The following is a 15,325-nucleotide window of genomic DNA, read 5'->3' as shown; positions in this document are numbered from 1 at the left end:
CAAGGAACTCAGCATGTCACTGACCGGAAAAACCCTGTTCATCACCGGCGCCAGCCGCGGCATCGGCCGCGAGATCGCCCTGCGTGCCGCACGCGACGGCGCCAATGTGGTCATCGCGGCGAAGAGCGCCGAGGCCCATGCGAAGCTGCCCGGCACCATCCACAGCGTCGCCGCCGAGGTCGAGGCGGCGGGCGGCAAGGCCCTCGCCGTGCAGCTGGACGTGCGCGACGAGCAGGCGGTGAAGGTCGCCATGGACCGCGCCGCCGAGCATTTCGGCGGCATCGACGCGTTGGTCAACAACGCCGGGGCGATCAAGCTACAGGGCGTCGAACAGCTGGAGCCCAAGCGCTTCGACCTGATGTTCCAGATCAACACCCGCGCGGTGATGGTCTGCAGCCAGGCCGCCCTGCCCTACCTGAAGAACAGCGCCAACGGGCACATCCTCAGCCTGTCGCCGCCGCTGAGCCTGGACAACAAGTGGTTCGCCCAGCACGGCCCCTACACGGTCACCAAGTACGGCATGAGCATGCTCACCCTGGGCATGCACGAGGAATTCAAGAAATACGGCATCAGCGTCAATGCGCTGTGGCCCAAGACCATGATCGCCACCGCCGCCATCGAGTTCGAGGTGGGCAGCCGCGAGGTGTTCAAGCGCGCGCGCACCCCGCAGATCATGGCCGACGCCGCCCATGCCATCCTCAGCAGCAGCGGGCGCAGCATCAGCGGGCGCCTGTTGATCGACGAGCAGGTGCTGCGCGAGCAGGGCCAGAGCGAGTTCGAGCAATACCGCTACGATCCCGACGGCGGCGCGCTGATCCCCGACCTGTTCCTCGATTGAGCGCGGCCACGGGCCTGACTAGCGTTTGAACTTGAACTGCAGCTCGGCCCCGTCCACCGACTCCCAGTAGTCGGCATCGTCTTCATTGGTGATCAAGCGGCCGCTGAGCTGGAATGGGTCGCCTGCCGCATCTTCCTCGAACAGGGGCGGCAGCAGCGGCGCCGCCACCTCGCCTGGTACCCCCTCGGCGCTCAGCTGCTCGAGCAGCTCGGGCGGCAGGCTGAGGTCCAGCGTGGCGTGCTCCGGTTGCACGGGGGCAACCGGGGCCGACGCCTGCTGCTCCTCGGCCCGGCTCGCGGCCGGCGGCGGGGCTGCCTTGCTCGGGGTGACAGCCGCCGGGACGGGGGCAACCGCCTGCGGTTCTTCAGGCACCTCAGGCCCCGGACCCGCCTCGGTCGGCGCCGCTGCAGGCGCGTCAGCGGGCGGGGTCGACAGCGCCTGGGCAGGCGCCTGGGCAGGCGCCTTGGCCTCCGCCGGCGCGACGTTTTTCGACGGTTCGACCTTGGCCGGCTTGACCTCCGGCTCACAGGCGCTCAGCAGGGGAACCAGCAGGGTCAGGGCCAGGTAACGCATGACACTCATGATCGCTCTTGATGGATCTAACGAGGCGGCAATGCTCGCCTGCCCGGCGTCGCCTGACAAGCTGGATTTCGCTCAACGCGCGAGCTCGTCCGCCGCCTGCTGCCGGACCAGCAGCGCCTCGATATCCAGCTGCGGATAACGCTGGCGCAGCGCCTCGATGCGCGCGGCGGCCGCGCCCTGCTCGCCCTCCTCGCGCAGCCTGAGAATCTCGCGCAGCGCCTCGGCCAACTCGGCCTCCAGCCTGGGCCCCTGCGCCTTGCCCATGGCCTCCGGGGCGACGCGGGCGGGAGGCGCTGCGGCCGCGTCGGCCATGGCCTCCTGCGCGCCGACCGCGGCGGACTCGGCCATCAGCGTCTTCTGCGCAGGAGCTGGCGCGGCCTGGCGCTGCAGGCTCGGCGCGGCGGGCAGCGCGCTGTCGAAGCCGGCCGGGACCCGTTCGAGGGTCTTCAGGCTCAGGCCCAAGCCCAGCCCCAGGGCCGCCACGCTGCCCAGCGCGAGACTCCAGCGCAGGCGCGGCGAATGGCCGAACAGCCAGCCATGCAGGCGCGCCAGCACAGTCGCGCGCGGGCGGGCTTGCTCACGGGCAGCGGCGAGGATGCGGGCGTCCAGCGCCGCCGAGGGCTCCTCGTCCTGGTGACGACGGTAGTGCTGCGACAACTGCTGCTCGTCGGCGTCGACAGGGGAGTTGGCGTGCGGGTCTTTCATGCGGATACCTCTTTGGCCTCGGTGGGGTCGGCCAACAGCCGGCGCAGCTTGTGCAGGGCATAGCGCAGGCGACTCTTCACGGTTTCCGCCGGCGTGTGGGTCAGCTCGGCGATCTCCTGCAGCTCGAACTCGCCCTGGGCGCGCAGCAGGAACACTTCGCGCTGCTCCAACGGCAGGTCGTCGAGCGCCCCCTGCAGGCGCTGGCGGTCGCGGCTCAGGTCGAGCTGCTGGACCGGGTCGGCCTGCTCGTCCGGCGCCGCGTGCAGGCGCTCGTCGTAGGCGTCCTGCAGGCTCTGGCGCTTGCCGTGCTTGCGCCAGTGATCGATCAGGCGGTTGCGCGCAATCTGGTACAACCAGGTCTTGAACAGCACCTTCTCGCGCTGCAGCGAGTCGCTGCGAATCAGGCTCAGCCAGGTGTCCTGGAAGATTTCCTCGGCCAGCGCCGGCTCGCCGCACAGGCCGCAGAGAAAGCGGAACAGGCCGAGGCGATGGCGCTGGTACAACAGCGCGAAGGCCTCGGCATCGCCCTGGCGATAACGCCGCAGCAACGCGGCGTCGGTATCGGCAGGAACCTTTGCAGGTGGGGTGTCAGTCACACTCAATCGACCTTGGCGGTGGGTGGCGGGGAGAGCACCGCTGGAGTTTGCAGGCTCCGGGCCAGCTCTACCAGCTGCACAAACTCGGCGCGCAGGCCGAAGCGGTCCTCGCCCCTGGCCTGGCGCGCCAGCTCGGCGCTGTCGGCCAGGCTAAAGCGCCCGGTGTACTGGCCGCCCTTGAGCTGCTGGGCGAAGGCCGCCACCGCCGCGGCGAAACGCAGGTCCTCGCTGCTATCGGCCAGGGCCGGCGCCTCGGCGGCCGCGATCGGCCGCTCCAGCAGCTGGCTGCTGGCCTGCCCCGGGGTCTTGTAGCGAATGCGCAACCAGGCCAGTTCGCCGGCCTTGCCTGCCGGCTTGTCGCTGTTCTGATAACGCAGCGGCTCCAGCCAACCCTTGGCCCCCACCGGCACCACCTCATAGAGCGCGGTGACCCTATGCCCCGCGCCAATCTCGCCGGCATCGACCTTGTCGTTGGCAAAATCCTCGCGCTTAAGCGCGCGGTTCTCGTAGCCCAGCAGACGGTATTCGCTGACCTCGGCCGGGTTGAACTCGACCTGGATCTTCACGTCGCTGGCGACCGTGGCCAGGGTCGAGCCGAGCTGATCGACCAGCACCTTGCGCGCCTCGCGCAGGTTGTCGATATAGGCGTAGTTGCCGTCGCCGGCGTCGGCCAGCTGCTCCATCAGGCGCTCGTTGTAGTTGTCGGTGCCAAAGCCCAGGGTGGTCAGCGACACCCCGCTCTTGCGCTTGTCGGCGGCCAGTTGTTTGAGCGCCTCGAAGTCGCTGATGCCGACATTGAAGTCGCCATCGGTGGCCAGCAGGATGCGGTTGATGCCGCCGGCAATAAAGCCCTGCTGCGCCTGCTGATAGGCCAGCTGAATACCCGACTCACCCGCCGTCGAGCCGCCGGCGCGCAGCTGTTCGATGGCCGCGCGGATCCTGGCCTTGTCGCTGCCGGCGGTCGGCTCCAGCACCACGCTGCTTGAGCCGGCATAGACCACCAGCGACACCTTGTCCTCGGCGCGCAGCTGATCGACCAGCAACTTCAGCGTGCTCTGCACCAGCGGCAGGCCCTCGCGGCGGTCCATGGAACCGGAGACATCCACCAGAAATACCAGATTGGCCGGCGGCAGCGTCGCCAGCGCCTTGTCCCCGGCCTTGATGGCGATACGCAGCAGGCGGCTGTTGGAGTTCCACGGCGTCTGCGCCAGTTCGGTTGCCACGGCGAAGGGCACCTCGCCGGTGGGCTGCGGATAGGCATAGGGGAAGTAGTTGACCAGCTCCTCCAGACGCACCGCATCCTTGGGCGGCAGCTGCCCGGAATTGAGGAAGCGCCGCACATTGGCATAGCTACCGGTGTCCACGTCGATGCTAAAGGTCGACACCGGCGCCTCGGCCACCGCCTGCACCGGGTTGTCGGCGAGCTGCTGGTACTGCTCACGGCCCTGGTCGCGGTAACCCGGCGGCATAGCATCGGCAAGCGGGCTGGGCATGGGCGCATAGGCCATGCTCGGCATGGCGGCGCTGCTTTCCACCTTGGCCTTGCGCGCCAACTCGGCCACAGGCGCGGCCAGCTGCTCGCGCAACTCGCCACGACCGCTGGCCCCGGCCTGATCCGTCGCCAACGCGGGGCTGGCCGGCTTGGCCTGCGCGCTGGCCTGATCCTGCGCATCGGGGTTGGAGGCGCTGCAAGCGCCGAGGGCAATCAACAGACCGGCGGCGAAACCGGCAGCCAAGGGACGGCTGAGTAAAACGGGGTAAGTCGACATGGGGCACCTCCTGAGTAGGCAAACAACGCATTCACCCAGGTAGACGCAGCCCTCTGCTGAAACGGGTTAAGCCGCCCAGATATATGGTTTAGTGCTCCTGCCTTGGAATAAGAACTTGATCGACAAATTTACGAGTTGCGGCTCCAGCACCAACGGCATGGCCAGGGCATTTATAAGCAGTTAGCCAGGGGCTAGGGTTGGCGCTACTGGCTGGGGTGCTCCAGGCGTAGCGCAGCATCTCCCCCAGCACTTCATCGGTCTCGAGATCGATGACCCTGACCGTGCTACTGGCCACACCCAAGGCACGCTCCTCGGGGATCATATGGTCTTCAAAGGTCACGCCATAACGTGGAATGGGATCGGGGGCAGGAGATTTTTCTAGGAGGGTATCTATCCAGCCTATCTTAGACGTAGGTCTAGGCTTATGAACCAATATATACCGGTACCGCTGTTCATCTTCAGAATCGATTACATCGACATAACGGTAGCCGGGAAGATTACTTGGGTTGTCCGGAAGATAGTCGGTATTAACATATCCGCGATAAGAAGAGCTCACCGGCTCGCCAGTGGGGAAAGGTGAATGCTCATAACCTAGGAAACTTTTGATGTACTCATCGGTGTACGCTTCACCCGCAAACGCCGCCCCCGGCCAATTGGGGTCTGCCCACTGGCGGTCGCTTGCCTCGGGCCGCACTTTAAGCAACACCAACCCCTCCACATCCGCCACCGTTCGGTAGATCTTCTCCCCGGCCACAGTGCGGCACTTTTCCTTCCACAAGGCCTGCCCCGCCTCGGCGCGTTGCAGCGGGGTCATGGCCGCCGGATCGCTGGGCGGCACGGCGGCCGCATTCGTAGCCGGTGCTTGGCCACTGTCGCAGCCGGCCAGCAGCAACAGGGCGAAAAGCAGATGAGGTTTAGCCCTGGGCTTGATGCAATAATCCTTCCCTAGCCCGATCATCTAGGCGACTCCAAAAAACATAAACAAAGGTTCAGCGAACAAGCCCCGAGCGGCTTGGCGTACTTCAGGTAGTCGGCGATGTTGAGGGTGCTTACGACAGTCATGGCTTATTGCTCCTTCCTTGGAATTAGAACTTGATCGACAAATTTACGAGTGGCTTCTGCGACTCCGACCTCATGATCTGGACAGCGATAGGCAGTTAGCCAGGGGCTAGGGTTGGCGCTACTGACTGGAGTACTCCAGGCGTAGCGCAGCATCTCCCCTAGCACTTCATCGGTCTCGAGATCGATGACCCTGACCGTGCTACTAGCCACACCCAGGGCACGTTCCTCAGGGATCACATGGTCCTCGAAGGTCACGCCATAGCGTGGAGTAGGGTCGGGGGCAGGAGACTTTTCTAGGAGGGTATCTATCCAGCCTATCTTCGACGTAGGTCTAGGCTTATGAACCAATACATACCGGTACCGCTGTTTATCTTCGGAATCGATTACATCGACATAGCGATAGCCTGGACGATCCATAAGACCGGGACGGCGATCCGTTTCGATATAACCACGCATCGTCTTGGTGATTTCGTTTGGTACACCCTTAGTTCTAGTGGCGTATTCGTAGCCGAGAAAAGTGGTGATGTATTCATCCCTCCGGGCTTCCTTTGCAAACGCCGCCCCCGGCCAATTGGGATCTGCCCACTCGAGGTCGCTTGCCTTAGGCCGCACCTTAAGCAATACCAACCCCTCCACATCCGCAACCGTTCGGTAGATCTTCTCCCCGGCCACAGTGCGGCACTTTTCCTTCCACAAGGCCTGCCCCGCCTCGGCGCGTTGCAGCGGGGTCATGGCCGCCGGATCGCTGGGCGGCACGGCGGCCGCCTTCGTAGCCGGTGCTTGGCCACTGTCGCAGCCGGCCAGCAGCAACAGGGCGACAAGCAAATAGGGTTTAGCCCTGGGCTTAATGCAATAAGCCTTCCCTAGCCCGATCATCTAGGCGACTCCCGATAAACATAAACAAAGGTTCAGCGAATAAGCCCCGAGAGGCATCGGCATGCGTCGTCGTTCCTTGCTCAAGTCATTGGCTCCTTTTGGGTCCTGCTTCACCGGGAGTGAACCCCGGAAGGGGATTGTAAATTTCACTCCTCGGGGCAGGTAATAAAACGGTTCCTAATACCCACAAAAAAGGCCCATCGGCGGATGGGCCTTTGCAGGCTGTTGAAAAGCTAGCTGCGTTGCCATTGCGGCGTTAACAACAGACTCACTTGCTCATTTACAGCGCGTAAATACCGATTTTTCGCCCGTTTTTGCCATCCACTGGCTGCCGGCCCAAGGTTTTTCAACTGCCTGTTAGAGCAGCCGGGAGGAGCATGACCGGCTTAAGACAGCGGCGGCACTGTCATAGGCTGCTGCCGCTTTCCTGGCACAGTTGACTGGCCAGCAGGCCGAGGGTCATCAGCGCGCGCTCGGCCTCGCGGTTCCAGGGGATGCCGCAGTTCAGGCGGATGCAGTGGTTGAACTGCTCGGTGTTACTGAAGATCAGCCCCGGCGCGATGCTGATGCCCTGCTCCAGGGCGCGCACGTGCAGGTCCTTGGTGTTGACCCGTACCGGCAGGCTGACCCAGAGGATGAAGCCGCCCTTGGGCCGGCTCAGCTGCGTGCCTTCCGGGAAGTACTGCTGCACCGCCAGTTGGAAGGCACTGAGGTTCTTGCGGTACTCTTGGCGGATATGCCGCAGATGGCGGTCGTAGCCGCCATTCTCCAGATAGGCCGCCACCGCCATCTGCGTGACGCTGCACGCCGAGTGGGTGCTGAAGGTCTGCAGGCGCTGGATCTCGTCCTGGTACTTGCCGGCGACTATCCAGCCGATGCGCACGCCCGGCGACAGGGTCTTGGAAAAGCTCGAGCAATACACCACCTGCCCTTCCCGGTCCTGGGACTTGAGCGACTTGGTCGGTCCCTGCTCGAACATCAGTTCGCCATAGATGTCGTCCTCGACGATCTTGATATCGAAGTCGCCGGCCAGGCGCAGCAGCTGTTTCTGGCGATCCTCGGGGATGGTGCCGCCGAGCGGGTTGCTCAACCGCGCGGTCAGCACCAGGGCCTTGATCGGCCACTGACTGGCGGCCAGCTGCAACGCCTCCAGGCTGATGCCGGTGGTCGGGTCGCTGGGAATCTCGATGACCTTCAGGCCGAGCAGATCGGCCAGTTGCAGCAAGCCGTAATAGGTCGGCGACTCGGCGGCAATCAGGTCGCCCGGCTGGGTCAACACGCGCAGCGACATCTGCAGGGCATCGACGCAGCCATGGGTGATCACCACTTCCGAGGGGTCGACCACCACCCCGGCGTCACGCATCCGAATCGCCACCTGCCGGCGCAGGGGCTCGAAACCCGGACTGAACATGTAGCTGAAGGCCCGAGGACTCTGGAAGCGGGTCACCTTCGCCAGTTGCTGGTGCAGGGCGCGCACCGGTAGGTAGTCGACATGGGGCACCGCGGCGCCGAGGGGAAACACCCCTTCGCGGCGCGACTCGGTGAGGATCTGGTTGATGATGCTGCTGCGGGTCACCAGGCTGGGACGCTCGACCCGGGCGATATCCGGAGTCGGCGCGGTCAGGGCGGGGGTCTGGTGCACATAGAAGCCCGACTGCGGGCGAGCGCGGATCAGGCCCTGGTCCTCCAGGTTGGCGTAGGCCTGCAGCACCGTGGCATGGCTGACGCTGAGCTGCGCGCTCATCTTGCGCACGGAGGGTACGCGCTCACCCGGCTGATAGACGCCGCGACGAATATCTTCCGCCAGCTGCTGAGCGATACGCTGATAGAGCAACAGATTGGTCATGACTGCTTTCCCGCTTGCCTGAACCGTAACAGTAAGCCGGCACATCTAAAATGTACCGGTACAGCTACGGGGATTCTGCCCGAGACAATGCCGACAAGCCAACAACTGTATTAGACCAATTGGCCACAAGGACAACTGTTGCGCTAATTGCTGCCGGCATGAAAAAGCCCCGGCGCCTGACGGCTACCGGGGCTGGTTCGATCGCTGGCAATCAGCGAGGGGCGCCCAGGCGACCCTGCTCGTCGGAGAAGACGATCTCGACCCGGCGGTTGCGCGCCCGGCCCTTGGCCGAGGCGTTCTCGGCCACCGGGAAGGCCTCGCCATAGCCCTGCACCTCGATGCGCTTGGCATCGATGCCGAGGTCGATCAACACGTCGGCCACGGTCTGCGCCCGCGCCCGCGACAGCTCGAGGTTCTCCTGCTTGTCGCCACGGCTATCGCTATAGCCCTCGATCCGCACCACCCGGCGCGGGTTGAGCTGGAGAAACTGCACCAGCTTGAGCACCGTACGGTTGGCCGAGACGTTGAGGTCGGCGTGCCCGGCATCGAACAGCACATCGCCCAGGGTCATCACCAGGCCGCGCTCGGTCTCGGTGGTGGCCAGGCTGAGCATCTGCTCCTCGAGCCAGTGGCTCTGCTCCTGAATACTCAGCAGCTTGGCCTCGCGCAACGCCAGCTGCAGGCGCTGGCGTTCCAGTTCGAGCCGGGCCGCGCGCTCCTGGTTGAGCCCCAGTACACTCTTCTGCGCGGCGATATCGCTGTAGCGCTGGCTCAGGTAGGCGTAATGACTGACATCGTCGGCACTGCCCCAGTAGCTGGACAGGCGGTCGGCACGCGCCAGGGACTCACCGGCACGGATCACGTCCTTGGCGGCGCTGCGCAGCACGGCCGGATCCTCCTTGACCGTCTGGAAACTCGCCCGGGCCGCCTCCAGCGCCTCGCCGTCGCTCGGCTGCAAACCGGCGCAACCACCCAGCAGGAGCAACAGGCTCGCGCCGGTCATCAGCAATGGCCCCTTCATTGCAGATCCCCCAACTGTCGACGCAGACGATTGATCCGCTTGCTCAGCTCGCTCAGTTGCTCCTGGCTCTTGGCAGTCACCACCCGGGCCTCCGCCAGGCGGGCATCCAGCTCGGCCTGCTCGGCCAGCACCCGCGCCTCCTTGAACGCCTCGGCGGCCATGGCGGCCTGGGCGCGCTTCAGCTTGTCCTCGGCCAGGACCAGCTCCGGCACCTGCTCATCCGCCCCCACGGCCCGGGCCTGGGTAACCGCCTGCTCGCTCAGGCGCATTTGCTCGGTGGGCGCCGGATCATTGGCGCAAGCCGTCAAGGCCAACAGCGCCAGCACGGCGCATAGAAATCGATTGATCACTGGATTTTCCTACGGATTCGGGACGCTGGCGGGCTGCAACTGCTGCGCCTTCCAACGCTGCAGATTGCCCTGCAACAAGGCTTCCGGCACGCCGGCGGCGGCCAATTCTGTCATTTTTTTCGCCAGCTGTCCGCGCAACCAGGGATCGTTGCACGCCGAGTTGTGCGACAGCGCAAGGTGCAGCCCTTCGCTGCGGATGGGCGGACTCAGGGTCAGCAGATCGTCCTGCAGACCCAGGGTCAGGGCCAACGCCTGCGCCGGCTCGCGCTCATGAATGACGTAGTCGACCTCGCCGAGCATCAGCTTCTGCAACAGCTGGGTCAGATTGCCGCCCTGCTCCAGGCTCAAGTGCGCCTTGGCATAGTCGTCGAAGACTGGCCCGAAAGGCTTGCCGACGGACGCGCCACGACGTTCGCGCAGGTCGGCCCACTCGATATAGGGAAAGCTGGCGATATTGCGCACCCAGACCACCTCGGCACGGCTGAACACCGCCGGGTGCACGTAATCCATGCTTTCCAGCTCGGCCAGCGTCAGGCTCGCGCCAGCCAGCAGATCGATCCGCCCGCTGCGAACCTCATCCAGGGCCTTGTCCCAGGTACTGCTGTAGAGCACCTCGATGTTCACCCCCAGCTCCTTGCCCAGCCTGGCCAGCAGGTCGGCCTGCGCACCGATCAGCTGCTTCGGATTCTGCGGGTCGCGCCAACTGAAGGGAGGGTAATCGGGATGACCGGTGGCGACCAGACGCTCACATTTGCCGGCCGCGGGCGCCAGGGCTGGCATCGCCAGCAAGGCGACGAGCAACAGGCAGGACTTGAGAAAAGGACGTTCGAGCATTCGATGGGTCTCGGTTGATCGTTCGATGGCCCGCCCACAGCGGCTGCAGGCCAGGCGCGTGCTTCCATGCTAGCTTAGCGACAGCGCAATAATAATTCGCGATAAGGACATGCAATGAAAAAACTCTTTCTCGCTCTCCTGCTGCTGGTCGGCGCGGCGGCCGGGGTGTTCTATGCCTTTCCCGCTACCCTGCTGGCCAGCGTGCTGTGGCTTGAGCAACAGGCCGCCGGCCTGTCCCACGAGCGCATGGAGGTCGCGGATCTTAGCATTCATTACTACCGCGGCGGTCCGCGCGACGCTGAAACCATCCTGATGATCCACGGTTTCGCGGCCGACAAGGACAACTGGTTGCGCTTCGCCCGCCATCTGAGCGAAGGCTACCAGGTGATAGCCATGGACCTTCCCGGCTTCGGCGACAGCAGCAAGCCGCTCGCCAGCTATGACGTCGGCACCCAGGCCGAGCGGGTCGCCAGCTTCGTCAAGGCACTAGGGGTCGATCGCCTGCACCTGATCGGCAACTCCATGGGCGGCCACATTGCCGCGCTCTATGCCGCTCGCTATCCGCAGCAGGTGCTCTCTCTGGCGCTGTTCGACAACGCCGGAGTCAGTGCGCCGCAGAAGAGCGAGCTGATTCAGCGCCTGGAGAGCGGTACCGGTAATCCGCTGATCGTCGAGAAGCCGGGGGACTTCGAGCGCCTGCTCGACTTCGTCTTCGTCGAGCCGCCCTTACTCCCCCTCCACCTCAAGGAACACCTGGGCGAACGCGCCAGCGCCAACAGCGAGCACTACCGCCGAATCTTCGATCAGCTGGTCGAGCGCTATATTCCGCTGGAGCCGGAACTGCCGAAGATCCAGGCGCCGACCCTGCTGCTGTGGGGCGACCGTGACCGCGTGCTGGATGTCTCCAGCATCGAGGTAATGCGGCCATTGCTGCCGAAGCCAAGCGTGGTAATCATGAAGGACTGCGGCCACGCGCCGATGATCGAGCGCCCACAGGACACCGCCGAGCATTACCAGGCATTCTTGCGGAGCACGACGCGTCCGGACGAAGGCGCAGCAGACGCCCGAGCGCTTCCGTAGCGCTACTTGGCTGAACAACAAAAAACCCGCTCTAGGAGCGGGTTTTTTGTAGCACGAGAAGAAGTGGTTTAAACCAGCTTCTCCAGCTCCGGAATGGCCTCGAACAGGTCGGCGACCAGGCCGTAATCGGCCACCTGGAAGATCGGCGCCTCCTCGTCCTTGTTGATCGCGACGATCACCTTGGAGTCCTTCATGCCGGCCAGGTGCTGGATCGCACCGGAGATGCCGACGGCGATGTACAGCTGCGGGGCGACGATCTTGCCGGTCTGACCGACCTGCATGTCGTTCGGCACGAAGCCGGCATCCACTGCGGCGCGCGAGGCACCGACCGCGGCGCCGAGCTTGTCAGCCAGGGCGTAGAGGTGCTTGAAGTTGTCGCCGTTCTGCATGCCGCGGCCGCCGGACACGACGATCTTGGCTGCGGTCAGCTCCGGACGATCGGACTTGGCCAGCTCTTCACCCACGAAGGCCGACTTGCCAGCATCGCTGCCAGCGCCGACGGCTTCCACGGCAGCGGAGCCGCCTTCGGCGGCGACCGGGTCGAAACCGGTGGCGCGCACGGTGATCACCTTGATGACGGCACTGGATTGCACGGTGGCGATGGCGTTGCCGGCATAGATCGGGCGCTTGAAGGTGTCGGCGCTTTCGACGGCGATGATCTCGGAGATCTGGTCGACGTCCAGCTGGGCGGCTACGCGCGGCAGGATGTTCTTACCGTTGCTGGTAGCGGCAGCCAGGATGTGGCTGTAGCCGGCACCCAGCTCGGCTACCAGCGGCGCGACGTTTTCCGGCAGCTGGTGAGCGAAAGCGGCGTTGTCGGCGACCAGCACCTTGGCTACGCCGGCGATCTTACCGGCGGCTTCGGCAGCAGCACCACAGGCGGCGCCGGCAACCAGCACGTGAATGTCACCACCGATTTTCTGAGCGGCCGCAACGGTGTTCAGAGTGGCAGGCGCCAGGGCGGCATTGGTGTGTTCAGCGATAACCAGGATAGTCATTTAGATTACCTTCGCCTCGTTCTTCAGTTTCTCGACCAGTTCAGCCACGGACTTGACCTTGATGCCAGCGCTGCGGGCAGCAGGCGCTTCGACTTTCAGGGTCTTCACGGTGGAAGCAGTGGCGACACCCAGATCAGCCGGGGTTACGACTTCCAGCGGCTTCTTCTTGGCTTTCATGATGTTCGGCAGCGACGCGTAACGCGGCTCGTTCAGGCGCAGGTCGGTGGTGACGATCGCCGGCAGGTTCAGCGCGACGGTCTGCAGGCCGCCGTCGATTTCACGGGTCACGTTGACCTTGTCGCCAGCCACTTCGACCTTGGAGGCGAAGGTGCCCTGGGCGAAGCCGGTCAGGGCGCCGAGCATCTGGCCGGTCTGGTTGTTGTCGCTGTCGATGGCCTGCTTGCCGAGGATCACCAGCTGCGGCTGCTCCTTGTCGGCCACTGCCTTGAGCAGCTTGGCCACGGCCAGCGAGTTCAGCTCGTCGCTGGACTCGACCAGGATGGCGCGATCTGCGCCCAGGGCCAGGGCGGTACGCAGCTGCTCTTGAGCTGCGGTCGGGCCGATCGACACGACGACGATCTCACTCGCCACGCCCTTCTCTTTCAGGCGTACGGCTTCTTCCACGGCGATTTCGCAGAAGGGGTTCATCGACATCTTGACGTTGGCAAGATCAACGCCGCTGTTGTCCGCCTTCACGCGAACCTTGACGTTGTAGTCGACCACTCGTTTGACAGCTACAAGAACCTTCATGGATTCCTCGTTACTCTCCGGTGAATAAGGATGTCGCCAAAGCGAACATGGCGGGTGATGCGAGTCGGCCGGAACCGCTCTCCAGCCCAGACGGCGGGCGCAAACCGCCCGTATCTTGACCGCGCGACCCAGTCCGGTCAATACAACGGGCCGGTCAGGCATCTGCGATGTAGTAAGATTCTACCAGTCCTACAGAAAATTCAAACAAACGTTTGTATTGGACCGACCAGAGGGTGTAGATATAATGCCCGCGCTTGGCCCGGGGAACGAGCCTGATCCTCAAATAAAATTAGAGAGCCTTTGAGTAGGAGATAGCCTGTGGAACGCGAATTTATGGAGTTCGACGTCGTCATCGTCGGCGCCGGCCCTGCCGGATTGTCCGCCGCCTGCCGACTGAAGCAGAAAGCCGCCGAAGCGGGTAAGGAAATCAGCGTCTGCGTGGTCGAGAAAGGCTCGGAAGTCGGTGCACATATCCTCTCCGGCGCGGTGTTCGAGCCCCGCGCCCTGAACGAGCTGTTCCCCGACTGGAAAGAGCTGGGTGCCCCGCTGAACACCCCGGTCAAGCGCGACGACATCTACCTGCTGCGTGATGCCGAGAAGGGCACCCGCATTCCCGACTTCTTTGTGCCCAAGACCATGCACAACGAAGGCAACTACATCATCTCCCTGGGCAACCTGTGCCGCTGGCTGGCCCAGCAGGCCGAGAACCTCGGCGTAGAAATCTACCCAGGCTTCGCCGCCCAGGAAGCCCTGATCAATGAGCAAGGCTCGGTCTACGGCATCCTCACCGGCGATCTGGGTGTGGATCGCGAAGGCAACCCGAAAGAAGGCTACTACACCCCGGGCATGGAACTGCGGGCCAAGTACACCCTGTTCGCCGAAGGCTGCCGCGGCCATATCGGCAAGCAGCTGATCAACAAATTCAACCTGGACTCAGAGGCCGACGCCCAGCATTACGGCATCGGTATCAAGGAAATCTGGGATATCGACCCGGCCAAGCATGAGCAGGGCCTGGTCGTGCACACCGCCGGCTGGCCGCTGGACATCATGGGCACCGAGAACACCGGCGGCTCCTTCCTCTATCACCTGGAGAACAACCAGGTGGTCGTCGGCCTGATCGTCGACCTGTCCTACAGCAACCCGCACCTGTCGCCGTTCGACGAGTTCCAGCGCTACAAGCACCACCCGGTGGTCGCCCAGTATCTGGAAGGCGGCAAGCGCGTGGCCTACGGTGCCCGCGCCATCTGCAAGGGCGGCCTCAACTCGCTGCCGAAGATGGTCTTCAACGGCGGCGCACTGATCGGTTGCGACCTCGGCACCCTGAACTTCGCCAAGATCAAGGGCAGCCACACCGCCATGAAATCCGGCATGCTCGCCGCCGACGCGCTGGCTGACGCCCTGTTCGCCGGCCGTGAAGGTGGCGATGAGCTGACCGGCTATGTCGAGGCCTTCAAGGCCAGCTGGCTGTATGACGAACTGTTCCGCAGCCGCAACTTCGGCCCGGCCATCCACAAGTTCGGCGCCATTGTCGGCGGCGGCGTCAACTGGCTGGATCAGAACATCTTCGGCGGCAAGATCCCCTTCACCCTGCACGACACCAAGCCGGATCATGCCTGCCTGAAGCCGGCAGCAGAAGCTCAGAAAATCAGCTACCCCAAGCCCGACGGCAAACTCAGCTTCGACAAGCTCAGCTCGGTATTCCTCTCCAACACCAACCATGAAGAGGAACAACCCTGCCACCTGAAGCTCACCGACCCGAGCATTCCGCTGAGCAAGAACCTGCCGCTGTACGACGAGCCGGCGCAGCGCTACTGCCCGGCTGGGGTGTACGAAATCGTCACCCAGGAAGACGGCGAGAAGAAGTTCCAGATCAACGCGCAGAACTGCGTGCACTGCAAGACCTGCGACATCAAGGACCCCGCCCAGAACATCACCTGGGTAGCCCCCGAGGGCACCGGCGGGCCGAACTACCCCAACATGTAACACGCAAAAAAGGCTCCCTCGGGAGCCTTTTCTTT

At 64.0% G+C, this 15,325-nt stretch carries 15 protein-coding genes; 3 read left to right on the top strand and 12 right to left on the bottom strand.

Annotation, left to right across the window (positions count from 1 at the left end; translation table 11 throughout):
* The first annotated feature begins 13 nt into the window (after positions 1-13).
* Positions 14-838, top strand: coding sequence for an NAD(P)-dependent oxidoreductase (locus tag LPB260_RS13245; RefSeq protein ID WP_208709360.1), 825 nt, complete (start codon positions 14-16; stop codon positions 836-838).
* A gap of 18 nt (positions 839-856) precedes the next feature.
* Here LPB260_RS13245 and LPB260_RS13240 read toward each other — a convergent pair whose 3' ends face one another.
* The 10 genes from LPB260_RS13240 to LPB260_RS13195 all read right to left on the bottom strand — a co-directional run bounded on the left by LPB260_RS13240 (position 857) and on the right by LPB260_RS13195 (position 10,479).
* On the bottom strand, positions 857-1,420 hold the full coding sequence (locus LPB260_RS13240; RefSeq protein ID WP_208709358.1) for a hypothetical protein: 564 nt from the start codon (positions 1,418-1,420) through the stop codon (positions 857-859).
* 72 nt (positions 1,421-1,492) lie between these two features.
* Complete coding sequence (locus LPB260_RS13235; RefSeq protein ID WP_208709356.1) at positions 1,493-2,125, bottom strand: hypothetical protein; 633 nt, start codon at positions 2,123-2,125, stop codon at positions 1,493-1,495.
* Positions 2,122-2,721, bottom strand: a complete 600-nt coding sequence (locus LPB260_RS13230; protein ID WP_208709354.1) for an RNA polymerase sigma factor — start codon at positions 2,719-2,721, stop codon at positions 2,122-2,124. The genes LPB260_RS13235 and LPB260_RS13230 overlap by 4 nt, the downstream gene beginning before the upstream one ends.
* A 2-nt stretch (positions 2,722-2,723) precedes the next feature.
* Positions 2,724-4,490, bottom strand: coding sequence for a VWA domain-containing protein (locus tag LPB260_RS13225; RefSeq protein WP_208709352.1), 1,767 nt, complete (start codon positions 4,488-4,490; stop codon positions 2,724-2,726).
* Positions 4,491-4,578: 88 nt separating this feature from the next.
* Entirely contained in the window at positions 4,579-5,448 is an 870-nt protein-coding gene (locus tag LPB260_RS13220) for a hypothetical protein (RefSeq protein ID WP_208709350.1), read from the bottom strand.
* A 107-nt stretch (positions 5,449-5,555) separates the two neighbouring features.
* Positions 5,556-6,428, bottom strand: a complete 873-nt coding sequence (locus tag LPB260_RS13215) for a hypothetical protein (RefSeq protein WP_208709348.1) — start codon at positions 6,426-6,428, stop codon at positions 5,556-5,558.
* 406 nt (positions 6,429-6,834) lie between these two features.
* Positions 6,835-8,274 carry a PLP-dependent aminotransferase family protein gene (locus tag LPB260_RS13210; RefSeq protein ID WP_208709346.1) on the bottom strand — a complete coding sequence of 480 codons (1,440 nt, stop codon included), beginning with the start codon at positions 8,272-8,274 and terminating at the stop codon, positions 6,835-6,837.
* Between the two features lie 211 nt (positions 8,275-8,485).
* Positions 8,486-9,295, bottom strand: coding sequence for an OmpA family protein (locus tag LPB260_RS13205; RefSeq protein ID WP_208709344.1), 810 nt, complete (start codon positions 9,293-9,295; stop codon positions 8,486-8,488).
* Positions 9,292-9,645 carry a DUF4398 domain-containing protein gene (locus LPB260_RS13200; RefSeq protein ID WP_208709342.1) on the bottom strand — a complete coding sequence of 118 codons (354 nt, stop codon included), beginning with the start codon at positions 9,643-9,645 and terminating at the stop codon, positions 9,292-9,294. Before LPB260_RS13200 ends, LPB260_RS13205 begins: the two co-directional genes overlap by 4 nt.
* A 9-nt stretch (positions 9,646-9,654) precedes the next feature.
* Positions 9,655-10,479, bottom strand: a complete 825-nt coding sequence (locus LPB260_RS13195) for an ABC transporter substrate-binding protein (RefSeq protein ID WP_208709340.1) — start codon at positions 10,477-10,479, stop codon at positions 9,655-9,657.
* 114 nt (positions 10,480-10,593) lie between these two features.
* Between LPB260_RS13195 and LPB260_RS13190 the strand changes: the two genes are divergently transcribed.
* Positions 10,594-11,559, top strand: coding sequence for an alpha/beta fold hydrolase (locus LPB260_RS13190; RefSeq protein WP_208709338.1), 966 nt, complete (start codon positions 10,594-10,596; stop codon positions 11,557-11,559).
* Positions 11,560-11,627: 68 nt separating this feature from the next.
* Here the strand turns inward: LPB260_RS13190 and LPB260_RS13185 are convergent, their stop codons facing one another.
* A complete protein-coding gene (locus tag LPB260_RS13185; RefSeq protein WP_208709336.1) occupies positions 11,628-12,557 on the bottom strand; it encodes an electron transfer flavoprotein subunit alpha/FixB family protein in 930 nt (309 codons plus the stop codon).
* Entirely contained in the window at positions 12,558-13,307 is a 750-nt protein-coding gene (locus LPB260_RS13180) for an electron transfer flavoprotein subunit beta/FixA family protein (protein ID WP_208709334.1), read from the bottom strand.
* Positions 13,308-13,625: 318 nt separating this feature from the next.
* Here LPB260_RS13180 and LPB260_RS13175 point away from each other — a divergent pair, with 318 nt between their 5' ends.
* A complete protein-coding gene (locus tag LPB260_RS13175; protein WP_208709332.1) occupies positions 13,626-15,290 on the top strand; it encodes an electron transfer flavoprotein-ubiquinone oxidoreductase in 1,665 nt (554 codons plus the stop codon).
* Positions 15,291-15,325: the final 35 nt, after the last annotated feature.

This window comes from Pseudomonas sp. LPB0260, assembly GCF_013388395.1.
This window is presented reverse-complemented; position numbering and strand designations above follow the sequence as displayed.